At 70.1% G+C, this 21,937-nt stretch carries 18 protein-coding genes; 9 read left to right on the top strand and 9 right to left on the bottom strand.

From position 1 onward, the window contains the following. Positions 1–201: 201 nt before the first annotated feature. Complete coding sequence (gene purB / locus AC3ZJJ_RS16785; protein WP_489892958.1) at positions 202–1,611, top strand: adenylosuccinate lyase; 1,410 nt, start codon at positions 202–204, stop codon at positions 1,609–1,611. 75 nt (positions 1,612–1,686) lie between these two features. After that, positions 1,687–2,730 carry an FUSC family protein gene (locus AC3ZJJ_RS16780; RefSeq protein WP_489892957.1) on the top strand — a complete coding sequence of 348 codons (1,044 nt, stop codon included), beginning with the start codon at positions 1,687–1,689 and terminating at the stop codon, positions 2,728–2,730. 26 nt (positions 2,731–2,756) lie between these two features. Here the strand turns inward: AC3ZJJ_RS16780 and AC3ZJJ_RS16775 are convergent, their stop codons facing one another. From AC3ZJJ_RS16775 to AC3ZJJ_RS16740, 8 genes are all read right to left on the bottom strand, one after another. Continuing rightward, the gene (locus tag AC3ZJJ_RS16775) at positions 2,757–3,365 is read right to left on the bottom strand and encodes a response regulator (protein WP_489892956.1); all 609 of its coding nucleotides are present in this window, start codon (positions 3,363–3,365) and stop codon (positions 2,757–2,759) included. Beyond that, positions 3,362–4,486 carry a sensor histidine kinase gene (locus tag AC3ZJJ_RS16770; protein ID WP_489892955.1) on the bottom strand — a complete coding sequence of 375 codons (1,125 nt, stop codon included), beginning with the start codon at positions 4,484–4,486 and terminating at the stop codon, positions 3,362–3,364. Before AC3ZJJ_RS16770 ends, AC3ZJJ_RS16775 begins: the two co-directional genes overlap by 4 nt. Next, positions 4,483–5,238 carry an ABC transporter permease gene (locus tag AC3ZJJ_RS16765; RefSeq protein WP_489892954.1) on the bottom strand — a complete coding sequence of 252 codons (756 nt, stop codon included), beginning with the start codon at positions 5,236–5,238 and terminating at the stop codon, positions 4,483–4,485. Before AC3ZJJ_RS16765 ends, AC3ZJJ_RS16770 begins: the two co-directional genes overlap by 4 nt. Further along, complete coding sequence (locus AC3ZJJ_RS16760; RefSeq protein ID WP_489892953.1) at positions 5,235–6,215, bottom strand: ABC transporter ATP-binding protein; 981 nt, start codon at positions 6,213–6,215, stop codon at positions 5,235–5,237. The genes AC3ZJJ_RS16765 and AC3ZJJ_RS16760 overlap by 4 nt, the downstream gene beginning before the upstream one ends. 100 nt (positions 6,216–6,315) lie before the next feature. Continuing rightward, the gene (locus AC3ZJJ_RS16755; protein ID WP_489892952.1) at positions 6,316–6,702 is read right to left on the bottom strand and encodes a DUF2695 domain-containing protein; all 387 of its coding nucleotides are present in this window, start codon (positions 6,700–6,702) and stop codon (positions 6,316–6,318) included. Positions 6,703–6,889: 187 nt separating this feature from the next. Then, positions 6,890–8,098, bottom strand: a complete 1,209-nt coding sequence (locus AC3ZJJ_RS16750; RefSeq protein WP_489892951.1) for an aminotransferase class I/II-fold pyridoxal phosphate-dependent enzyme — start codon at positions 8,096–8,098, stop codon at positions 6,890–6,892. A gap of 153 nt (positions 8,099–8,251) precedes the next feature. After that, positions 8,252–9,868, bottom strand: a complete 1,617-nt coding sequence (locus AC3ZJJ_RS16745; RefSeq protein WP_489895885.1) for a BCCT family transporter — start codon at positions 9,866–9,868, stop codon at positions 8,252–8,254. A gap of 50 nt (positions 9,869–9,918) precedes the next feature. Next, entirely contained in the window at positions 9,919–10,860 is a 942-nt protein-coding gene (locus tag AC3ZJJ_RS16740; RefSeq protein WP_489892950.1) for a flavin reductase, read from the bottom strand. A 142-nt stretch (positions 10,861–11,002) separates the two neighbouring features. Between AC3ZJJ_RS16740 and AC3ZJJ_RS16735 the strand changes: the two genes are divergently transcribed. The 7 genes from AC3ZJJ_RS16735 to AC3ZJJ_RS16705 all read left to right on the top strand — a co-directional run bounded on the left by AC3ZJJ_RS16735 (position 11,003) and on the right by AC3ZJJ_RS16705 (position 16,513). Continuing rightward, entirely contained in the window at positions 11,003–11,698 is a 696-nt protein-coding gene (locus AC3ZJJ_RS16735; protein WP_489892949.1) for a GntR family transcriptional regulator, read from the top strand. Positions 11,699–11,772: 74 nt separating this feature from the next. Then, positions 11,773–12,399, top strand: a complete 627-nt coding sequence (locus AC3ZJJ_RS16730) for an amino acid synthesis family protein (RefSeq protein WP_489892948.1) — start codon at positions 11,773–11,775, stop codon at positions 12,397–12,399. After that, positions 12,396–12,947, top strand: a complete 552-nt coding sequence (locus tag AC3ZJJ_RS16725) for an amino acid synthesis family protein (protein ID WP_489892947.1) — start codon at positions 12,396–12,398, stop codon at positions 12,945–12,947. Before AC3ZJJ_RS16730 ends, AC3ZJJ_RS16725 begins: the two co-directional genes overlap by 4 nt. A 2-nt stretch (positions 12,948–12,949) precedes the next feature. Beyond that, positions 12,950–13,702 carry an alpha/beta fold hydrolase gene (locus tag AC3ZJJ_RS16720; RefSeq protein ID WP_489892946.1) on the top strand — a complete coding sequence of 251 codons (753 nt, stop codon included), beginning with the start codon at positions 12,950–12,952 and terminating at the stop codon, positions 13,700–13,702. Beyond that, complete coding sequence (locus tag AC3ZJJ_RS16715; protein WP_489892945.1) at positions 13,695–15,176, top strand: aldehyde dehydrogenase; 1,482 nt, start codon at positions 13,695–13,697, stop codon at positions 15,174–15,176. The genes AC3ZJJ_RS16720 and AC3ZJJ_RS16715 overlap by 8 nt, the downstream gene beginning before the upstream one ends. A gap of 12 nt (positions 15,177–15,188) precedes the next feature. Further along, a complete protein-coding gene (locus AC3ZJJ_RS16710; protein ID WP_489892944.1) occupies positions 15,189–15,446 on the top strand; it encodes a tautomerase family protein in 258 nt (85 codons plus the stop codon). After that, positions 15,446–16,513, top strand: coding sequence for an LLM class flavin-dependent oxidoreductase (locus AC3ZJJ_RS16705; protein WP_489892943.1), 1,068 nt, complete (start codon positions 15,446–15,448; stop codon positions 16,511–16,513). The genes AC3ZJJ_RS16710 and AC3ZJJ_RS16705 overlap by 1 nt, the downstream gene beginning before the upstream one ends. A gap of 140 nt (positions 16,514–16,653) precedes the next feature. Here AC3ZJJ_RS16705 and AC3ZJJ_RS16700 read toward each other — a convergent pair whose 3' ends face one another. Next, on the bottom strand, positions 16,654–21,879 hold the full coding sequence (locus AC3ZJJ_RS16700) for a peroxidase family protein (protein ID WP_489892942.1): 5,226 nt from the start codon (positions 21,877–21,879) through the stop codon (positions 16,654–16,656). Positions 21,880–21,937 lie beyond the last annotated feature (58 nt).

Raw genomic sequence — 21,937 nt, 5'->3', positions numbered from 1 at the left:
CCCACGCAGCATCACTCCATTGCCCGCCCACTGCTCCACCGCCCCTTCCCCGGCTTCCGGAGCCGGTCATTCAACGCTAGGGTCCCGCCGCACGCCCGACCCGGAGGGTCCCCCGACTGTGGAACCGCCGGCGCCGACCGGGCGTGTGGAGGGCAGGACACCAACTCTCGGCGTCGCCGCGGATCATGGAAGAATGGCCATATGGCTGATTCCGCGCGCACCTCCCTTGCATCCGAACCCCTGGCGCTTGGCGCCCTTGACGGCCGCTACCGCAGCGCCGTCGCGCCGCTGGTGGACTACCTCTCGGAGGCGGCGCTGAACAGGGACCGGGTCCACGTCGAGGTCGAATGGTTCATCCACCTGACCGGGCAATCGGTCCTGCCGGGTGCGCGGCCCCTCAGCGCGGAACAGGTCGCGGGCCTGCGCAAGATCGTCACGGACTTCGACGCCGCGGCCGTTGCGGAACTCGCCGAGATCGAGGCCGTCACCGTCCACGACGTGAAGGCGGTCGAGTACTACATCGGGCGCCGCCTCGGCGGCCTGGGCCTGGAGCACCTGACCCCGCTGGTGCACTTCGGATGCACCTCCGAGGACATCAACAACCTCGCCTATGCCGTCGGCGTCAAGGGCGCCGTCGACGACGTGTGGATGCCCGCGGCCCGCGCCATCGTGGACCAGATCGCCGCGATGGCCGGCTCCACGCGCGAAATCCCCATGCTGTCCCGCACCCACGGCCAGCCGGCCACGCCGACCACCCTCGGCAAGGAGCTCGCCGTGGTGGCGTGGCGCCTGCGCCGCCAGCTGGACCGGATCGCGCGCACCGAATACCTGGGCAAGATCAATGGAGCCACCGGCACCTACGCCGCCCACTACGCATCGGTGCCCGCCGCCGACTGGCAGGAGGTCTCCCGGACGTTCGTCGAGGGCCTCGGACTCACGTGGAACCCGCTGACCACGCAGATCGAGTCGCACGACTGGCAGGCCGAGCTCTACGCGGACGTCGCCCGGTTCAACCGCATCCTCCACAACTTCTGCACCGACGTCTGGAGCTACATCTCCATCGGCTACTTCGCGCAGATCCCGGTGGCCGGCGCCACGGGCTCCTCGACGATGCCGCACAAGATCAACCCGATCCGCTTCGAGAACGCCGAGGCCAACCTGGAGATCTCCAACGGCCTCCTCGACACCCTGGGCGCGACCCTGGTGACCAGCCGGTGGCAGCGCGACCTCACGGACTCGTCGTCGCAGCGGAACATCGGAACCGCCTTCGGCCACTCGCTCCTGGCCATCTCCAACGTCGCGAAGGGCCTCGACCGCCTCGACGTCGCATCCGAGGTCCTGGCCGACGACCTCGACCAGAACTGGGAGGTGCTCGGCGAAGCCATCCAGATGGTGATGCGCGCCGAGGCCGTCGCCGGGGTCGAGGGCATGGAGAACCCCTACGAGCGGCTCAAGGACCTCACGCGCGGCCACCGGGTGGACGCCGCCCGCATGAAGGAGTTCGTCGGCGGCCTGGGACTGTCCGATGCGGCGCGCGAACGCCTGCTGCAGCTGACCCCGGCCACGTACCACGGCATCGCGCCGGACCTGGTGGACCACCTGGCGAGGTAGCGCCGCCGACTAGGGGAGCGTGTCGCCGCCCACTGATGTTGTCGCTGCGACGGCGGCGGTGGCACAGTTGGCCGCATGATGCTCTCCGCGCGCATGCGCACCGCCATCGGGGACCGCGCCCTCCTGGCGGCGAAGGTCGCCGTGGCCGCGGGCGCCGCGTGGCTGCTGGCTCCGCTGATGCCGGGCACGGCCGACGAGTACCCGTACTACGCCCCGCTCGGGGCCGTCATCAGCATGCACCCGACCTTCGCGCAGTCCTTCCGCGTGGGGTTCGAGACGCTGCTCGGCCTGCTGTTGGGCGTCCTGTTGGCCGGCGCCTTCGTGCTCCTGGCGATCCCCCCGCTGCCCGGCATCATGCTGGTGACCGGGATCGGCGTCCTCCTCGGCGGCCTGCCCCGCGTCGGCGCCGGGCGCGACTATCTGCCGGTCGCCGCCCTGTTCGTCCTGGTGCTCGGCGGCGGCGACGCCGACGGATACTCATTCGGCTACATGACCCAGATGGCCCTCGGCGTGACCGTCGGACTGGCCGTTAACCTGCTGGTCTTCCCGCCGCTGCGGACGGCCACGGCCAAGCTCGACCTGGAGCAGTTCCGCGAACGCGTGGCCCGCGACCTCGAATCAATGGCGACGGACGTCGTCGAGACCTGGCCGCCGGACACGGAGCACTGGACGCATCGCGCCCAGACCCTCCTGGACGACGCCCGGCGGGTTCGCGCATCGCTGGATCTCGGCCACGAGAGCTCGGTGGGCAATCCCAGGGCACGCATCAAGGGTGTGGATCAGGCGGACGACTACGTCACCATGAACGCCCTGGACAGCGTGGTGTTCCAGATCCACGACCTCTCCGAGCTGCTCGCCGGGCCAACAGTGGGCGAGGGCATGGGCGGGGAACTGCCCGACCATTTCCGCGGCCTGGTCGCCGAGTGCCTCAAGGAAGCGTCGGCACTCACCGAGGCGGACGGCGACCGCACAAGCGACACACCGCAGCAGCCCTCCAAGCCCCTGGCAGCGCTGCAGGACTGGCTGGCGTCCCGGGACGACGACGACGGCGACCCGCGCCTCGAGGGGTCCGTGTCCAAGTGCCTGCACCGGATCCAGGACGCGCTCCTGACGGTGTAGTTCCGAAGGGCGCCCGCAGGCGCCCCCTAGATCCAGCCGCGCTCGACGGCGATGTCGGCGGCCTCGGCCCGGCTTGCCGCACCCGTCTTGCCGATCACCGAGGACACGTGGTTGCGCACCGTGCCCGGAGAGAGGTGCAGCGCCGCGGCAATGGCCGCCGCCGACAGTCCCCTGGCGGCCAGCTCCAAAACTTCCCGCTCCCTGTTCGTCAGCGGGTTCTGGCCCACGGCCAACGAATCGGCCGCCAATTGCGGATCGACGACGCGCAGCCCCCGGTGCACCTTGCGGATGGCGTCGGCAAGCTGCGCCGCCGGGGTGTCTTTGACGACAAACCCGCTGGCGCCCGCCTCGAGTGCGCGGCGGAGGTAGCCCGTCCGGCCGAAGGTCGTGACCATCAGCGAGCGGCAGCCCGGAGACCCGACGCGCAGCCGGCGCGCGGTCTCGATCCCGTCGACCACCGGCATTTGGATGTCGAGCACGCAGACGTCCACCGCATGCTCCCGCACCAGGGCCGGAACCGTGGAGCCGTCCGCGGCCTCGGCCACAACGTCCAGGTCCGCCTCCAGGTTGAGCAGGGCCACCAGGGCGCCGCGGACCAGCGCATGGTCGTCGGCGACGAGCACACGAATGCTCACCAGGTGACCTCCACGCGCGTACCGCCGGCCGCGGCGGCGCCCACCGCGAGGCGCGCGCCGGCGTCGTCCATCCGTTCCCGCATGCCCAGAAGCCCGTTCCCCGCCGGCTTCCCGGCCAAGCCAACGCCGTCGTCCTCAATGCTGAGCCTGCCCGGTTCCAGCCGGATGTGGCACCGGCTCGCGCGCGCGTGGCGCAGCACGTTTGTGCCGGCCTCCCGCAGCACCCACCCCAGGGGCACCACAAGATGGGGGTCGATGGCTGCCGGGTCGCCCGTCTCAACCTCCACGTCTAGCCCGGCGCCGGCCAGGGTGATCTCGAGGGCCTGGATTTGGGACCGGAAATCAGTGCCCCGCAGGCCACCCACGGTGGCCCTGACGTCGGCGAGCGCGCCGCGGACCAGTCCACGGATCTCCGCGATCTCCGACCGGCTGCGTTCGGGATCGATGTCCAAGAGGCGTTCGGCGAGTTCGGCCTTGACCGCGACGACGGTGAGCGCGTGCCCAAGGACGTCGTGCACGTCGCGCGCCACCCGTTCGCGCTCGGACACGACCGCGAGGTCCTGGCCGATGCGCCGGGACCTGCTGTCCGCTTCCATGAGCGCGCTGGTGACCATGTTCACCACGAAAACACCGACCATGATGAAAACGATGAACATGTAGTCGCCGGGCTGCCCCACCGCCAAGACCAGGGCGAGCGCCCCGGCGATGGAGCCAAGACCGACCCACCAGCCGGAGCGGCGCGGGAGCAGGTAACAGGCGTAGGCCGGAATGAAGGGTGCCATGTAGATGGCCTCCATGCCGATGAGGGCACCCATGCCCAACATCACCGCCAGCATGGAGCCGAGGCCCGCCCAATTCCAGTGGGCGAAGCGCAGTCCCCCGCCGTTGGGCCGGTCCAGCGCAACGAATGCCGCCAGATAGATGCCCGCGAAGAGGACAACGAGTCCGAGTCCCGCGGCGGTTCCTGCCGGCCCGAGCCCCTCCGCCAGCACGGCCCCCACGGTGTAGCCGAGGAAGATGAGCCAGACGGCGGGCAGCACCCAGCCGTGGCGTGCCCAGCCGGATGGTTCGCCGGCTTCCTCGGCGGACCGGGCCGCCACACGCGTTGAGTCCGCGTTCACTGCCGCCGCCTCCCCCGCCGGACGCCGGCGATCGCGATGGCCCCAAAGACCAGGACCCATGCCACCACATTAGCCAGTAGCCCGCCCAGGGTGTCCGCCGTTTCGCCCGAGGTCGCCATGGCCCCTTCGAGGGTGGGCCAGCGGACGAGACCGACGTAGCCGTACATGGGCGTGAGTCGCGCGAACTCGAGGATCCCCCCGGACAACGGCATAAAGACATTTCCCACGAAGGACATCAGCACCAGGACGCCCGTCGCCACCCCCAGTGCGGACTCGCTCTTGAACAGCATGGCCACGGCGAACCCGAACAGGGCGAAGACGGCCGACCCGGCGAGGGTCAAACCGAACGTCGCGGCCCAGATCCACGGATCGTCAGCCGCAGCCCCGGTGACCGCGCCGATCGCGTAGACCACCAGCACGCTCAGGGACGTGGCCGCCAGCGAGGCCACGACCTTGCCGGCGACCAGGGATGCCGGGGTGACCGGGGTGAGACCCAGCTGGCGCCCCCAACCCTGCATCTGCTCGATCGCGGCGCCGCCCGTGGTGGAGGTTGCGGCCAACGCCGCCCCGTAGGCCGCCATGGAGGCCATCACGTAGAACTTGACGTTGCCGTTCCCCGCCGCATCCCCGCCGTACCCCATCGACACGCCGAAAACGACATACATGGCGGACGGCATCAAGACGATGAACATCAGGTTGGAGACGTCGCGCAGTTGGCGCGTCAGGTCGATGCGCAGATAGGTGGCGTTCACCGGGCGCTCCTCTCCATGCCCGACGCGAGCCCACTGGTTAGACGCATAAAGGCGCTCTCGAGGCTCGGGGAGGAGACCTCCAGGTCGCGGGCGCCGTGGTCTCGCAGCAGGGCGAGGGCCACCACGTCCGAGTTGCTTGTCGCCACACTGACCCGGGCGCCGGCAAGGTCCACGCGGATCACGCCCTCGATCAATCGCAATTCCCGCACCGACTCGTCGCGGGCCCGCGCGCCCTCGATGCCGGCGGCGGCTAGCGTGGCGGACACGGTTCGCCCCGCGGCCATCGACCGGACCTGGGAGGTTGGACCGTCGGCGGCGATCCGGCCGTCCACAACCAGCACGGTGCGTTCGGCGAAGGTCTCCGCCTCCTCGAGGTAGTGCGTGGCGAAAAGGACGGTTCGGCCCGATGCGGCGTCCTGCCGCATGGTGTCCCAGAATTCGCGGCGTGCGTTGACGTCCATCCCGGCCGTGGGTTCGTCGAGGACCAGCAGGTCCGGGTCCGGGAGCAAGGCGAGGGCGAACTTGACGCGCTGCTGCTCTCCCCCGGAGCACCTTGAGACTTTGCGTCCGCCAATCCCGGCGATTCCCGCGCGGTCCATCACGGCGCCCACGCGGCGCTTCGCGCCGTGGAGGGAGGCAATGGCCTGTACGGTCTCGCGGACGGTCAGGTCCCGGAGGAGGCCGCCTGTCTGCATCACGGCGGAGACCCTGCCGTCGCGGACCGCCCTGCCTGGCGTGGTTCCCAACACGGTGGCCGTGCCGCTGTCCGGCATCGTGAGCCCCAGGATCATGTCGATTGTTGTGGTCTTGCCGGCCCCGTTCGGTCCGAGGAAGGCGACGATATCCCCCACGTCGACGGACAGGTCGATCCCGTCGACGGCCGTGATGGTGCGCCCAGCGCCGCGGAACGCCTTCCTGACTCCGCGGAGCTCCAGCGCAGTGCCGGCCCCGTTGTCTGTGGTTCCCCATGTGCTCATGGATTCAGCCTTCCGCACCGCGGAGGCCGCAGGATGGGTCCCGGGACACGGATCGCCCATGACAGCCGTCATGGTCCCTCAGGCACCGCGAACCGTGCGGTCACCGCCACCGGCGCCGCGTGATGCGAAGCCACAGGCAGCACGGCTGCGCCGATCCCCGGCGGACCCCGTGGCACTCCGGCACCGGAACCATCACGAACTCGCCGTCTTCGTCGACGGGGACGTGGCGCGGATTCGGCTGGTACGCATTGAGGAACACCTCGCACTCGCAGCAGCAGGCGCCCATCCTGGAGAGCCGCCGCACCAGCGCCGTGGCCCGCGGCGCCGCCTCGGCGCGGTAGCGTTCGGTGAACGCGTGGCCCCGGCAGCCGAAGTCCAGCATCCGGTAGAGGTAGCACACCAGGCACTCCCGTGCCCGGGGACTCGTCAGTTCCGCGGACAGGGACCGCAGCTCGCGCTCCAGGTCGTTGACGTCCAGCCCGCCCATGACTCTTCTCCCGTCCACCGGCGACGATCGCCGGTGCCTGAAGCATGGCAAGTGGAGAACACGCCCAGGGGCGCGCGCCCCACATTGTGGACGGCCGCGCGGTGGAGCCGCCTGTGGAGGAACGGCCCGCGGTGGGACGGCTCGGGTGGGACGGCTCGGAAGGGACGGTCACCCCCCCCAGAGCCAGCTACCGGCGTCGCTCCTGGAACCTCACGATGCGCTCCACTGCCTCGAGCACCGCCTCGCGTCCTGCCGCAAAACTGAGCCGGACGGCCCGGCGTCCGCCCTCGGCGTCGAAGTCCGCGCCGGGCACCAGCGCCACCCCCTCGTCCTCCAGGAGCGCGGCGCAGTAGGCGGCCGAATCCGCGAAGCCCTCCAGGGCGCCGCCGAGGTCGGCGTACAGGTAGAAGGCGCCGTCCGCAGGCGCGACTTTGCCCCAGCCGAGGCGTCCGACGTTGTCCAGCAGGGCCGCCCGCGTGTCCGCGAACTCGGCGACAAAGGCCTCGGCCTGGGCGTACGACTCCTCGGTGAAGGCCTCGATGGCCGCATACTGGGCGGGCGCGGGCGGGCAGAGTGCCACGTTGCCGGCGAGCGCATCCACCGTCGGCAACATGTCGTCGGGCACGATCGCCCAGCCGAGCCGCCACCCGGTCATGCCCCAGTACTTGGAGAAGCTGGAGACGACGACGGCGTTCCGGTCCAGTTCCCACGCGCACACTCCCCGGCGGTCGGCCGTTGCCCCGTCCGCGTAGGTGATGCCGTGGTAGATCTCGTCGCTGACCAGCCGGACGCCCCGGTCGGCGCACCATGCCGCGAGATCGGCGAGTTCCGCGCGGGAGACCATCGTGCCGGTCGGGTTGGCGGGCGACGCCAGCACCAGGCCGGCGAGCGGGCCGTGTTCGCGCTCGGCCGCGTCGAGCAGTTCCGGCGTCGGCTGGTAGCGGGACTCGGGGCCGCAGTCGAGCTCCACAACATCGGCGCCCAGCGCGCGCAGGATGTTGCGGTACGCGGGGTAGCCCGGTCGGGCGAGCGCCACCCGGTCGCCCGGGTTGAAGGCGGCCAGGAACGTGAGCATAAACGCCCCGGAGGATCCGGTGGTGACGGCGACGTTGTGCACCGGCAACTCGATTCCGTACCAGCGCCGGTAGTGGTCGGCGATCGCCGTCCGGAGGACCGCGAGGCCCAGCGCCGGCGTGTAGGTGAGCGGCGTGTGGGAGGCGTGGAGCGCGGCGGCGCGGTCCGACACCCCGGTCGGCGCTCCCCCGCTGGGCTCGCCGGCGCACAGGGACACCACGTCGCGGCCCCGGGCCCGGAGCTCCGCGACGCGCCGCAGGATGTCCATGACCTGAAAGGCGGGCACCTGGGCGCGGCTGGCGACGGTGAGTTGGCGTTTCACGGGACACTCCTGCAAAAGGACGACGGCGGTCGCGTCCAGCTTTCCACACCGTCGCACCGCCACGCCGGGCACGGGCGGCCGCGGGGTACCCTCCCGCCGGGAAACGAGTGGGGCGGCACCCGAAGGCGTCGCCCCACCCGCCGCCGAACAGGACTACTGGCGGTTGCCCTCGCTCGCGTCCGCGCCGGTCGGCGGCAGTCCGCCGGCGTAGCGGTTCCGGAAGTGCGCCTGGAACTCCGGATCCGCGCGGATCTCCAGAATCAGCGAGACCCCGAGGAGCCCGACGATGATCGTGAACGGCAACGCGGAGAGCATCGCCGCCTGCTGCAGGGCGGACAGGCCGCCGACGACCAGGAGCAGGACGGCGCACGCCCCGGTCAACACGCCCCACAGCGTGAGGACCGGCTTGGTGGGGTTCAGGGTGCCCTTGGAGGAGAGCATGCTGAGCACGTAGGTGTTCGCGTCCGCACCGGAGATGAAGAACAGCGCAACCAGCACCACCGTGACAACGGCGGTCAGCTCGGGCACCGGAAGCTGGTCAAGCATGGAGAAGAACGCGGAGTTGATGTTCGCCGTCGTCGCCTCGCCGATCCCGGCGCCGTCCATGTCCATCTTGATGGCGGATCCTCCGAAGATCGTGAACCAGGCGAAAAACACGAGGCTGGGCACGCCGAGGACGCCGGCAACGAACTGGCGGACCGTGCGGCCCTTGGAGATCTTGGCGAGGAAGACGCCGACGAACGCGCCCCAGCTGAGCCACCAGGCCATCATGAAGTAGGTCCACCACTGCATCCACTGCAGGTCGTCGGCGGTCGACGGCGTGTAGAGGCTCGTAGCGAAGAAGTCGCTGGCGTACTGGCCCACGGAGCGAAAGAACAGGTTGCTGATGAAGTTGGTCGGCCCCGCGACAAGCACGTAGATCGCGAGCGCCAGGGACAGGCCCATCGTGATCTGGCTGATGTACTTGATGCCGCGGTTGACGCCCGAGAGCGCGGAGAGCGTGAACAGGACGGTGATGATGGCGATGATGGCGATCTGGATAGGCAACGTGGTGGGGAACCCCAGGATGCGGTTCAGCCCCTCGGCGATCTGCGAGGCGCCGAGGCCAAGGGACGTGGTGGTCCCGAACAGGGTGGCGATGATGGCGAAAATGTCGATCGCCTTGCCGAACCAGCCGTCCACCAGCTTGCCGAGAACCGGCCGCAGCATCGGCGAGACCAGCCCCGGGCGGCCCTTCCGGTGGGTGGAGTAGCCGATGGCCAGGCCGAAGACGCCGAAGATGGCCCAGGCATGCGGTCCCCAGTCGAAGAAGCTGAACTGCATGGCCCGCACGGCCGCGTCCATGGTCTCCGCGTCGGCGAGCGCGTGGGGCGGCGCCATGTAGTGGGAGATGGGTTCCGCCACGCCGTAGCTGATCAGGCCGATGCCCATCACGGCGGACAGGATCATGGCCAGCCACGCCCAGGTGCTGTGCTCCGGGCGGCTGTCGGCGGAGCCGAGCCGGATGGTGCCGTAGCGGCTGAAGCCCATGAACAGAAGCAGGCCGATGCACAGCAGGGGCACCACCAGATAGCTCCAGCCCACGGACGCGGCCGCCCAGTTCATGCTGGCGGTCATCACGGAACCGAGGCTGTCCGGGGACGCCGCGGCCCAGACGACGAAGACGGCGATGAGTCCCACCGAGAGCAGGAAGACCGCTCCCGGTCTGCCGTCCGGTGCCCGGCGCGGCGTCCGGGGACGCGGCGGGGCCGATGGGTTGAGTTGTTGCACCACGGGTTTCTCCTTTTTTGCTCGTTCGGAGGGCCCGCGGGCCCTTCGGCTCAAAGTTGGGTGAGGTCGTCGCTGTCGTAGAAGCGGCCGGCCTTGTAGACGATGGGGCTTGCCTCGGTGACCTCGGCATGCCGGACGCGGCAGATGAACACGGTGTGCGTCGTGGCCTGGAAGCGTTCACGGATCTCCGCCTCCAGCGACGCGGGGGAACCGTCGATCAGGGGGCTTCCGTGCGGCCCGGCGTGCCAGTCGACCTCGGCGAACTTGTCGGCCGACTTGGAGGCGAACGTGGCGACCGTGGCCCGCTGGTCGGTGCCCAGGATGTTGATTCCCAGGTGGGTCGCGGCGTGGAGCGCGGGATACGTGGAGGACGTCTTCTGGATGCAGACCATCACCAGCGCCGGGTCCAGGGACACCGAGGCGTAGGAGTTGACCGCGAGCCCCTTGGGCACGCCGTTCTCCTGCGTGGTCACCACGGTGACCCCGGTGATGAACTTGCGGTTGAAGGTCTTCATGACCTCGTGGTCTGGGTCCCCGGAGAGGTCGTCGACGACGAGCTCGTCGGGCTTCCGCGCGTCGCGGAGGTGGCGGACGCCCAGGCTGTTGAGCAGCTCCGACCCGTCCCAGGTCACTTCCTCGCGGTCGATGCGGCCGTCGACGAGGGTCACGTGGTTGCAGCCCCTGGTCTGGACCCGCTGCTGGGTCGGGGGGACCCCCAGGAAGGGCTCGGTGTGCGTGCCGGTGGTGGTCCAGAAGATCGCCGCCGAGTTTCCTTCGGTCACCACGGCGTCGATCGTGGTGCTGAGGTCCGGGAAGCCGGCGCGGACCGCGAGGATCTCGTCCTGGAGCTGCTTCAGGGTGGACGTCTGCCCGCTGGCCCGGCTGACGCGGACGTAGTCGGGAGTGACAACAGACTGCAGGGCTTCGACGTCTCCGAGGTCCCAGGCCTGGCGCCAAACGTTGGTGAGGGTGGCTTTGAGTTCTTGTTGCATGGCAATGAACGTAATCCTGATCACATGCCAGCGTCAATGCCTTGGCCAAATATTCGAGTTAATTCTTTGTTTCACGCGGTTTTCGGCGCGACTTCGGCGAATTGCCTTGACGGGTCCGAATGCGGGACTTACGGTTTGTTGTATGCAACAGACGATGCAGCAAGTCGACCAAACAGGGGACCTCACGGAGGCCACACTCCTGGACAGGGTCCGCCAACTGGTCCTCGGCGGGGAGTTCCCCCCGGGCAGCCCCCTGTCCGAGGCCGTCCTCGCCCAGCAGTTCGACGTCAGCCGCACCCCCATCCGGGAAACGCTGAAGCAGCTGCAGCATGAGGGCCTGGTGGAGATCCGCCCCAAGGTCGGCACGTTCGTCCGCGAACCCACCCGCCGGGAAATCGTCGAGCTCTTCCAGCTCAAGGAGGGCCTCGAGGGGCTGGCCGCGGGCCTGCTGGCCCGGCGCGGCGACGTGCCCGAGCTGCGGGTGCTGGAGCGCAACGTCGAGGCCTCCGACCAGGCCTCGCTGGACCAGGACGCCGCCAGGTACGCGGAACTGGTCAACGAGTTCCACCGCACCATCATCACCGGCGCCGACAACCGCAAGCTGATCGAGCAGTACGACCGGCTGATGAACCAGCTGGCCTACCACCGGCTGGTTCTGCGCACCGCGGAGCACCCGGGACGCATCAAGACGTCCACCGGCGAACACCGCGCCGTGCTGGACATGATCAAGTCCAAGGACCACTTCGGCGCCGAAGCGGCGATGCGCAACCACGTTTACGCCTCGGCCCGGGAAGTGCTGACCGACTCCCGGACCGCCACCGACCACACACACCCCTAGCCATTCCGGCCGGCCGCACGGCCGACACGAAAGGAACACGCCATGCGCTTCTCCCTATTGCCCGCGGGCCGGCCATGACCGCCGCCGCCGCGGAGGCCGGGCGCTTCCCGGCCATCCGCAAGATCGTCTACTACCAGGAGGAGGTCCTCCTCGAAAACGGCAGCCAGCCCGCCGTGCCGGCCGTCCGCGCCAGCGTTGCCGCCGTCGTAGCGAACCCCTGGGTGGGCACGTCACCGGACACGGACCTCTCCCCCGCCACGGAGCGGCTCGCCCCGCAGCTGGCGCAGGCGCTCACCGAGCGGCTGCTCGAGGGCCTCGGCGGCGCCGAGCGCATCGAGGCCTTCGGCAAGGCCGCCATCGTGGGCACCGACGGGGAGATCGAGCACGCCGGCGCCCTCATCCACACGCCGTACTTCGGCAACCTGGTCCGCGAGTTCCTCGAGGGCACGTCCATCATCTGCTTCGCCGACGACCGCGCCGACGCCGGCCAGCCGCTGGTTGTGCCGCTGTGGCACAAGACGCACGCCGCGACCCGGAGCCACTACCAGACCGTCACCACCCGCGTCAGCGACGGGCCGCGCGCCGATGAGATCGTCGTCGTCGTCGCGGCGTCCACCGGGCCGCGGCCGCATCCCCGCATCGGGGACCGCGCCACCGATCCGGCAGTCACCTCGACCATCCTTGAAGGGATCCCCGCATGAACCCCCGTAAGATCATCACGCTCGTTGAAGAGACGCTCACCGAAGGCGGCCGCCCGGTCGAACCCGCCGCGCGCGTGGTCGTCGTCGCCGCCATCATCGACAACCCGTGGGACGGCCAGGGGTTTGTCGAGGACCTGAACCCCGGAATCGACGCCACCGCGTCGGACCTGGGCGCGCTGCTCGCGCCGCGCGTCGTCGAGGCGCTCGGCGTCCCGGTCGAGGCCTACGGCAAGGCCGCCATCGTGGGCCTGAACGGCGAGATCGAGCACGGGTCGGCGCTGATCCACACGCTCAAGTTCGGCGACCACTTCCGCAACGCGGCGTCCGCGACCACGCTGCTCCCGGCGGTGGAGAAGCGTGGACCGGCCGGCACCACGTTCGACATCCCGCTCAAGCACATCACCGACGCCACCATCCGCTCGCACCACCAAAGCATCGAGGTCCGGCTCGCGGACGCGCCGCATCCTGGCGAGATCGTCGTCGCCCTCGCCGCAGCGGCACAGGGCCGCCCGCAGCAGCGCCTCGCCGCCCTGAGCACGGAGCTGTAGGCATGACCCAGCCGCTGCCGATCGTCCTGCTCCATGGCGTGGGGTTGGACCACACCATGTGGGAGCCGTTCAGCACCGAGCTGGGCCGGCTCACCGGGGCGCCCGTCGAGGCGCTCGACCTGCCCGGCCACGGGGCGCGTCCGCCCCTGGCCGGGCCCACCACCCTCGCCGAGATGGCCGACGACGTCGCGGCGCGGCTTCCTGACCGGGCGCACCTCGTCGGCTTCTCCCTGGGCGCGCTCATCGCACAGCACCTCGCCCGGCACCGTCCGGACCGGGTGGCGTCGCTGACCAGCGTCAGCTCGGTGTGCCTGCGGACCCCGCAGGAGGCCGCCGCCGTGCGGGCCAGGCTGGAGAACGCCGACTCCGACTTCGCCGGAAGCGTCGAGGCGTCCATCCAGCGCTGGTATCCGTCCGGCGGCGGGACGGATCCGGAGCTGGTCGCCGGGACGCGCGCCACACTCTTGGCCAACCCCACCGCCTCATACCTCCACGCGTACAACGTCTTCGCCACCGGAGACGCGGAGATCGGCCCCGAACTGGGCCGGATCTCCGTGCCGTCGCTGGCCGTCACCGGGGAGCTCGATCCGGGCTCGACGCCGGACATGACGCGCCGCCTCGGCGAGGCGATCCCCGGGGCGCGCACCGCCGTCGTGCCCGGCGCCCGGCACATGCTGCCCGTCACCGATCCCGGCGAGCTGGCCGCCATCATCCACCACTTCATCGAAGAATCGAGCCGCGATCCCCATGTCTAAGCGATACGACCACTTCATCAACGGGCGGCACGCCGCGCCGGCGGAGGGCCAGTACTTCGACAGCACCAACCCCGCCACCCTGGAGGTGCTCTACGAGGCGGCCCGCGGCACGGAGGCCGACGTCGACGCCGCCGTTGAAGCCGCCTCGCAGGCCTTCAACAACCCGCTGTGGCGCGACCTCTCCGCCACCCGGCGCGGGCACCTGCTGCGCCGGCTCGCCGACCTCGTCGGGGAGAACGCCGACGAGCTGGCCACCATGGAAACCCAGGACAACGGCAAGCTGCTGCGCGAGATGCGCGGCCAGCTGGCCACGCTCCCGGAGTACCTCTACTACTACGCCGGGATGGCCGACAAGGTCCAGGGCAGCCAGATCCCCACCAACTCGGCACTGATGCTCAACTACACGCAGCGCGAGCCGCTCGGGGTCGTGGGAGCCATCACGCCCTGGAACTCGCCGCTCACCCTGACGACGTCGAAGCTCGCCCCGGCCCTCGCCGCGGGCAACACGCTGGTCATCAAGCCTTCCGAGTACACCTCGCGCACCGTGCTCCGCCTGGCCGAGCTGGCCGTCGAGGCCGGCTTCCCCGACGGCGTGATCAACGTGGTCACCGGCTACGGCAAGGAGGCCGGGGCGCCCCTAGTGGCGCACCGCGGCATCGCCAAGATCTCCTTCACCGGCTCCACGGCGACCGGCTCGGCGATCGCCGCCTCCGCGGCCTCCCGCTTCATCGGCTGCACGCTGGAGCTCGGGGGCAAGAGCCCGAACATCGTGTTCGGGGACGCGAACGTCGGCAACGCGGCCATGGGCGTCATCGCTGGCATCTTCGCCGCCTCGGGCCAGACCTGCATCGCCGGCAGCAGGGTGTTCGCGCACCGCTCGGTGTACGACGAGCTGCTCGAGAAGGTCGCGGACCGCGCGCGGAGCATCATCATCGGCGACCCCATGCTGGACTCCACCGAGATGGGGCCCCTGGCCTTCGGCGACCAGCAGGAGAAGGTCAACTCGTACGTCGAGCTCGGCGTCTCCGAGGGCGCCACCGTGCTCACGGGCGGCGGCCGCCCGGCCGTCGACCTGCCCGGCTACTTCTACGCCCCCACCGTCCTGACCGACGTGAACAACTCCATGCGGGTGACCCGCGAGGAGATCTTCGGCCCGGTCGCGGCGGTCATGCCGTTCGACACCGAGGACGAGGTGTTGGCCCTGGCCAACGACACCGAGTACGGCCTGGCCGCCGGCGTCTGGACGCAGAACCTCGCCCGCGCGCACCGCATGGCCCGGCGCCTGGACGCCGGCACCGTCTGGGTCAACACCTACCGGGCAATGTCCCCCATGTCCCCGCGCCAGGGTTTCAAGAGCAGCGGCGTGGGCATCGAGCACGGCCTGGAGTCCATGCACGAATACACGCGGCTGAAGAGCGTGTGGATCAACACGGACGAGGACCCGGTCGCGGATCCCTTCGTGATGCGCGGCTAGGAGGACACCGCCATGCCACTCATCGACGTCTCCATCGCCGCGGGCCGCAGCCCGGAACAGCTGCGCGCGCTCGTCTCGGCGCTCCACCGGGCCGCCGAGGACACCGTCGGCGCCCTCCCCGAAAACACCACCGTCATCATCCGCGAGGTCCCGCCGACCCACTGGTCCAAGGCGGACCTGACCATCGCCGAACGCACCGCGGCAGCCCGCCCTGCCGCATCCACCCCCGCAGCGTCGGCCGAGACCGCCGCAGAACGAAGGAGCCACTAATGCGTTTTTCCCTCTTCGTACACATGGAGCGCTGGGACGAGAGCGTCTCCCACCGCGAATGCTTCGAGAACCTGACGGAGCTCGCGCTCATCGCGGAGGCGGGGGGCTTCGGCACCGTCTGGATCGGTGAGCACCACTCGATGGAGTACACCATCTCTCCCAGTCCCATGCCCCAGCTCGCGTACCTCGCGGCGCGAACGTCGACCATCCGCCTGGGCGCCGGGACGATCATCGCCCCGTTCTGGAACCCCCTCCGTGTCGCCGGCGAGACGGCGCTCCTGGACGTCATCAGCAACGGCCGGGCGGAGGTGGGCCTGGCGCGGGGCGCCTACCAGTTCGAGTTCGACCGCCTGCTGGAGGGCATGCCGGCGGTCGACGGCGGCAAGCACCTGCGCGAGATGGTGCCGGCCGTGCGCGCGCTGTGGGAGGGCGACTACGCGCACGACGGCGAGGTCTGGCAATTCCCCACCTCGACGAGCGTCCCCAAGCCCGTCCAGAAGCCGACCCCGCCGATGTGGGTCGCGGCTCGGGACCCCTCGTCGCACGATTTCGCGGTCGCCAACGGGTGCAACGTGATGGTGACGCCGCTGATGAAGGGCGACGAGGAGGTCGCGGACCTCGCGGGCAAGTTCGACGCGGCCGTTGCGAACAACCCCGGCGTCCCCCGCCCGGAACTGATGGTGCTCCGCCACACGCACGTCCACCCCGTGGACGAGCCCGAGGGATGGCGCCGCCCGGCCGAGGGCATCCAGAAGTTCTACAGGACCTTCGATGCCTGGTTCGGAAACAAGACCACACCGAAGAACGGCTTCCTCGAGCCCAGCCCGGTGGAGAAGTTCGCGGAACGGCCCGAATTCGCGCCGGAGTCGCTCCACAAGACGGCGATGATCGGGACGCCCGCGGACATCATCGAGCGCCTGCGCCACTACGAGGCACTCGGCGTGGACGAGTTCAGCCTTTGGTCGGACAACACCTTGACCCATGAGGAGAAGAAGCGCTCCCTGGAGCTCTTCATCGAGCACGTCGTTCCGGCTTTCCAGGAACAGCCGGCGGCCCATGCCCGCTGAGTTCCGCCGCCGGCCGTCCGGGGCAACGCGCCCCGGACGGCCCTGGCACGCACGCCGGAGGCCCGGCCAACCGGGGTTGGCCGGGCCTCCGGCGGCCGGCGCTGGCTGCGCCGGACCGTGGTGTTCCGGAAGGTGCCCCGCTAAAGCGCCGAGCCGGTGGTGAACGTCCACGAACGGGCGACCAGCGGGTTGCCGGCGGCGTCGCGGATGCCCGCGGCGGTGCCCACGGTGACCCGGTACTGGGTCAGCGATCCGAGCGTCACCGAAGGGTTGACGGTCATCACGCGCGTGGTGGCGTTGTAGCTGACCACCGCACCGATCGTCGCGCCGCTGTTGACGTTCGTGAGCCGCACGGTGGTCCCGGAGACGCCCGTGACCGGCTCGCTGAACGTCGCCGTCGCGTTGCCGGTCCTGCGGACCCCGGTGCTGCCCGACGTCACGGTGAACGTCGGCGCCGGCCCGGTCGTGAAGGACCAGGTGGTCGCCGCCAGCGCGTTGCCGGCCGCGTCGCGGATGCCCGCGGTCATCGACACCGTGTACGTCCGGTCCGCCGCCAGGGTGGCCGACGGGTTGAGGGTCGCGACCCGGGTGGTGGCGTTGTACGTCACCGTCGCGGGCACCGTCGTTGTGCCCGAGCGGAGGACGAACGTGGTCCCCGAGACGCCGGTGACACCTTCGCTGAAGGTCGCCAGGACGTTCGTCGCCGGGCTCGCGGACTGCCCGCCGGCGGCCGGCGTCCGGGACGTCACCGTGGGGGCGACGAACTCCGTGCGCGGTGTGGCCGCGGCGCTCCGCGCCGAGACCGGGCCGGTTCCCACGGAATTCACGGCCGCGACGTCGAACGTGTAGGCCGTGCCGTTGGTCAGGCCGGTCACCAGGACCGACGTCGCCGTGGCGGCCGCCGTCTGCGTCCTGACCAGCGTGGTGCCCGCGAAGGCGCGCACCCGGTAGCCGGTCACCGGGGCCGCGTTGGCCACGGGGAGCGGGGCCAGCCAGCGGACGGTCGCCGAGGCGTTCGCCGCCGTGACGGTGCCGATGCGGGCCGCCCCCTGGAGCACCGCGGGCGGGGCCGGAGTCACCACCGTGTCGGCGAAGACGATGCGCTCGATGTTGCGAAGCGTATCGACGCCGTCGGCCCCACCGTTGTGGTTCACCGTGGTGACGGAGCCCGGCGAGCCGAGTGTCCCGTTGCCGCCCGTGGTGGTGATCGTGTAGTTGGCCCTCACGTCGGAGAAGACGGCGGAGTCCGTGGTCCCCGCGGCCTGCGCCGCGGTCGGGACGACGAGTTCGCGGACGATGGCCAGGTTGCCCGGATCCACGATGCCGGCCGCAACGTCCGCGGCGAGCGTCTTCGTGTTGCCCGCCTGGTACGGCCGCTCCATGAGCTCGGTGGTTCCGATCTCCGTTCCGGCGCTGTTGCGGACGCTGATGCGGACCTTCAGGGAGCGGTCGCCGTCGATGACGTCGTTCGCTCCGCGGCCCTCGAGCACGTCGCTTCCGAGCCCGCCGAGCAGGATGTTGCCCGCGCCCCACACCGGTCCCTCGAGGGGGCAGGCGCCGGGCGCCGAGGCCGCCTCGACCGGGGCGAGGGGCGTGGTCGGCGCCGGGAGGATGGCCCCCAGCCCCGCGATCCTGTCAATTCCCGCCTGGTCCAGGGCGTCGCAGCCGGTGAAGCCGCCGCCGCCCTGCGCGCTCGGGACCACGTCGTCGCCGCGGATGGTGTCGTTGAAGGCCGAACCGGAGCTCGCCTCGGTCTCCTGCCAGCGGTCGCGGTTCACGACGGCCGGGAGGTTGAGCCCCACCAGGTTGCGGTTGATGTTCATGTCGTCGTCCGCGCCGACGGTGTCGTACTGGTGGTTGGCCCAGTCGAACCCGCCAGCCGAGGCGTAGCGGTCCACGGCCGAGTTGGAGGACATGATGTCGTCCCCGCCCTCGGCGTCGTAGTCGTTCTCGCCGACCTGACCGACGAAGACGTCGTTGCCGGGCTTGGTCTGCGCGGGATCGTCGAAGAACGGCGCGCCGTGGTCGCCGATCAGGAGGTCCTGGCCGGTTCCGCCCTGGATCCAGTCGTCGCCGCCGCCGCCGAAGACCGCGTCCGCGCCGTCGCCGGCCTGAACGAAGTCGCTGCCCTCGCCGGCGAACGTCTCGTTGTCGTTGGCGCCGGCGTTGGTGAAGTCCTGCCCGTCGCCCGACATCACGATGTCGTCGCCGATGCCCGTGTTGACGTAGTCGTCGCCCGGGCCGCCCTTGGACACGTCGGCGCCCGCGAGGTCGGTCATGCGGTCGTCGCCGTTGCCGCCGAGCGCGATGTCGTCGCCGCCCTGGCCTTCCATGACGTCGTTGCCCTCGCCGCCCCAGAAGGTGTCGTTGTCGTTGCCGCCGGTAACCCGGTCGACTGCGGCGGTGCCGTTGTAGACCGACTGGCCGTTGATGCCCGAGGGATCGACGGTGTTCTTCTCCTTGTACTGGATGGTCCCGTCGGGCTTGCGGAGCAGCACCGCCGTTTCGTCGCACTCCGACGCCGGGTCGTCGGCGACCACGGGCCCGCCGGAGGCGAGGTACCCCTCCGGCGTGCCGGCGAGGTTGGAAAGCTGGAACTTGCAGTCGGAGGTGGCGAACACGTCGGCCTTCAGCGTGTGGGTCCCGTCCGTGTTGCGCATAATCATCTCGGCGAAGCTGTTGCCCTCGAGCTGCGCGCGCAGGTTCATGCCGGGCGTGCGGGCCAGGTAGTAGAACCGGTCGCCGTTCTGGAGGTCCGTCATCTGGTTCTCAAAGACGTAGTTGAACGTGCTGCCGAGCAGTCCGCCGAAGAGGTTGGTCTTCTCCGCCAGGCCGCCGATCCAGAGGTCCACCTTATTGAGGCCCGACTCCTGGTTGGCGTAGGCGCCGGCGCTGTTCATGAAGTCCAGCGCCTCCGGCGTCGGCGAAACCCCGGCGCCCGGGTCCACGATGGCCTTGGCGGCCGCCCGCTTGCCGGCGGCCGTGGTGGCCGACGTGATGGTCGGGTAGGTGCCGTAGGAGGCCACGAAGTTGATGAGCGACTCCGGGTGCTTGAGGTTCTGCCCGAAGTCCGCCCAGCTTGTGTACGGGGCCAGTTGGCCGTCGCCCGTGGCGTCGTGGATCTGGCGGCGCAGCTCGTTCAGCGGCGGGATGCCGGCCTCGCGGGCCCTGCTCAGGTTCAGCGTCGCGAGGTCCAGCGGCAGGCCCAGCAGGTTGTTGCGGAGCGTGTCCGTCATGAACTCGTCCAGCTCGTTGCCGGTCTGGTCGCTCATGCCCATCACGATGCTGCCCGCGGCCCGTTCCGAGGTCAGTTGGCCGGCGGCTCCGCCGTCCGTGTAGGACGGCGGATTGAGGAATCCGTCGAGCAGCGAGATGGAGTTGTCGCCACCGTCCACGTTGGTGCGGGAGATGGTCTCCGTCAGCATGGAGTGACCGAACCGGTACACGGCGTGGGCGAACTCGGCCTTGACGGCCGCGTTCAGGTCGGAGTGGTAGACGCGGAAGGGCTGGATCGCGGGCTGCACCTTGCGGCCGAACTCCTCGAAGACCAGGTGCTGGTACTCCATCTCCGTGACGAAGCGGGCGGCCTGGAACAGGCGTTCGCCGTTCCACCCCGCCGCGCCGCCCGCGGCCTTCCATTCGGCGAGCGCCGCGACGCCCTTGGCCGACGTGTCGGTGCTCAGCGTGTTCTTGATGTCGTCGACCAGGCGGTCGTGCTCCGAGTGGAACACCTGGTGGATGGCGGTGAGGCCGATGTTCTCGTTGACGCGCCCGTCTCCGGCGGCGAAGTGCGCGTCGAGCAGCTCGTCGTCGTAGGTGCCCGCCGGCTGTGCGGCGAAGTCGGCCGAGGCCGTGGTGTTCGTGTCCGGGACCGGCGCGACGGCGGGAGTCGCCGGGTTGTGGTCGGTGTCCTGCGGGCTGGGGTCCGCGTTGTGCGCGATGTCCGTCATGAACGGCGTGTGGAAGTGCACGGCGTTCGCGGGCACAGGCACCGGGGCGGCAATGTTCCCCTCCACCAGACCCGTCGGCGTCACATACTGGGGAAGCCCCCGCAGCGGGCCGGGGATGAACTTTCCGTACGGGTCGACGGCGAGTTGCGGCACGTCGGTGATGTCCCGGTCGGAGAGCGAGAGGCCCAGGAGGGCCGCGGCCTGCGACTTCACCCGGGCCCACGTGGCCATTCCTCCCGCGGTCGGTCCCGCGGGTCCTCCAAGCAGCTTGCCCGTGGCGACCGGACGTCCGGTGCTGTTGTTCACGTACTCGCGCAGGAACACCTGGTGCGAGGCGTGGGACGTGTAGGTCTGCGACTGGTCGACGTATGGCGAGTCGGTGTTGGCGGCGTCCTGGACGTCGTCGGCATTCCCCAGAATGCCGTCGGTGCCCGCCTGGTTCTGCGCCCGGGTCAGCACCATGAATGCGCGGCTGGCCGGCACCTCGTCCCCGGTGTTGGCCTTCCCGTCGGGACCGACCGTCCGCAGCGGGTCGTCGGCCTTGAGCGGCACGTAGACCGTTGCCCCGCCCTTGACGGTCTGGTCGACGCCGTGGTCGAAGAACTGGCCGAACAGCGTGAACATGGAGTTGTACGGCGGCGACAGCCCGACGTCGGTGGTCACATTAGGGATGAACAGCGTCTCGCCGGTCGGCACGCAGCCCGCCGGCACGCCCTCGACCACCGGGTCGGCAAGCGGGTCCGGATCGGTGGTGCACGGGAACTTGCCGACGTTTCCCTGCGTGCGCACGGGGAACCCCGCCGCGCTGACGGCGGCGGGGTTGGTGGACGTCTGGTCGGAGATGAGGTTGCTGATCTCGCGGGGCTGGGTGTCGAAGACGTCCCCGGCCTTCTGCGAGTAGGTGGTGACGGCCGTCTGCCCGAAGGTCGGCGCCGACTCGGCGGTGCCGAAGGTGGGCCTCGTCAGGCGGGGAAACAGCTGGTCTGCGGCGCCGTACGTCTCGCGTCCGGCGATGAGGTTGTTGCAGGACCCGTCGACCGTGCGCAGTCCGTAGGTGGTGATGGCGTCGGGGACCTGGTTCGGCCCGTTGCCGAGCAGCGCGCCACAGGGCCCCGTGGCGGAGGTGGTGTTGGCGACGTGCGCCTCGGCGATCTTGATCTGCTTGAGGATGAATGCCAGATCGCTCGGGGTCACGCTGAAGCCCTGCCCCAGGGGCGCGACGGCGGCGCTGGCCGGGATGGCCACCGCCGGAAACCCGACCATGGTGGTCAGCAACAGGGCGGAGCCCGCCGCAACCGCCCGGGCCGGCGCGCCGAACTGCCCGGCCCGCCCGCGCCGCTTCTTGGGCTGTCCCCGGAGCGCTTCGCGGTTCTCTCTGGGACCGGGGTCCCCTGGTCTTGCATCGAACATGTTCATGATGTGCCTGCCTCAGAAAGGAATGTGACGACTCAAAGTGCGACTCGAACCTTGTGAA

The sequence above is a fragment of the Arthrobacter sp. AOP29-A2-19 genome, from assembly GCF_058138025.1.
The sequence above is the reverse complement of the archived record's forward strand: the minus strand, read 5'-3'. Positions and strand labels throughout refer to the sequence as shown.

Coding starts and splice junctions, on each gene's coding strand:
- purB (WP_489892958.1), top strand. CDS start 202: ATGGCTGATTCCGCGCGCACCTCCCTTGCATCCGAACCCCTGGCGCTT.
- AC3ZJJ_RS16780 (WP_489892957.1), top strand. CDS start 1,687: ATGATGCTCTCCGCGCGCATGCGCACCGCCATCGGGGACCGCGCCCTC.
- AC3ZJJ_RS16760 (WP_489892953.1), bottom strand. CDS start 6,215: ATGAGCACATGGGGAACCACAGACAACGGGGCCGGCACTGCGCTGGAG.
- AC3ZJJ_RS16755 (WP_489892952.1), bottom strand. CDS start 6,702: ATGGGCGGGCTGGACGTCAACGACCTGGAGCGCGAGCTGCGGTCCCTG.
- AC3ZJJ_RS16740 (WP_489892950.1), bottom strand. CDS start 10,860: ATGCAACAAGAACTCAAAGCCACCCTCACCAACGTTTGGCGCCAGGCC.
- AC3ZJJ_RS16735 (WP_489892949.1), top strand. CDS start 11,003: ATGCAACAGACGATGCAGCAAGTCGACCAAACAGGGGACCTCACGGAG.
- AC3ZJJ_RS16730 (WP_489892948.1), top strand. CDS start 11,773: ATGACCGCCGCCGCCGCGGAGGCCGGGCGCTTCCCGGCCATCCGCAAG.
- AC3ZJJ_RS16725 (WP_489892947.1), top strand. CDS start 12,396: ATGAACCCCCGTAAGATCATCACGCTCGTTGAAGAGACGCTCACCGAA.
- AC3ZJJ_RS16720 (WP_489892946.1), top strand. CDS start 12,950: ATGACCCAGCCGCTGCCGATCGTCCTGCTCCATGGCGTGGGGTTGGAC.
- AC3ZJJ_RS16715 (WP_489892945.1), top strand. CDS start 13,695: ATGTCTAAGCGATACGACCACTTCATCAACGGGCGGCACGCCGCGCCG.
- AC3ZJJ_RS16710 (WP_489892944.1), top strand. CDS start 15,189: ATGCCACTCATCGACGTCTCCATCGCCGCGGGCCGCAGCCCGGAACAG.
- AC3ZJJ_RS16705 (WP_489892943.1), top strand. CDS start 15,446: ATGCGTTTTTCCCTCTTCGTACACATGGAGCGCTGGGACGAGAGCGTC.
- AC3ZJJ_RS16700 (WP_489892942.1), bottom strand. CDS start 21,879: ATGAACATGTTCGATGCAAGACCAGGGGACCCCGGTCCCAGAGAGAAC.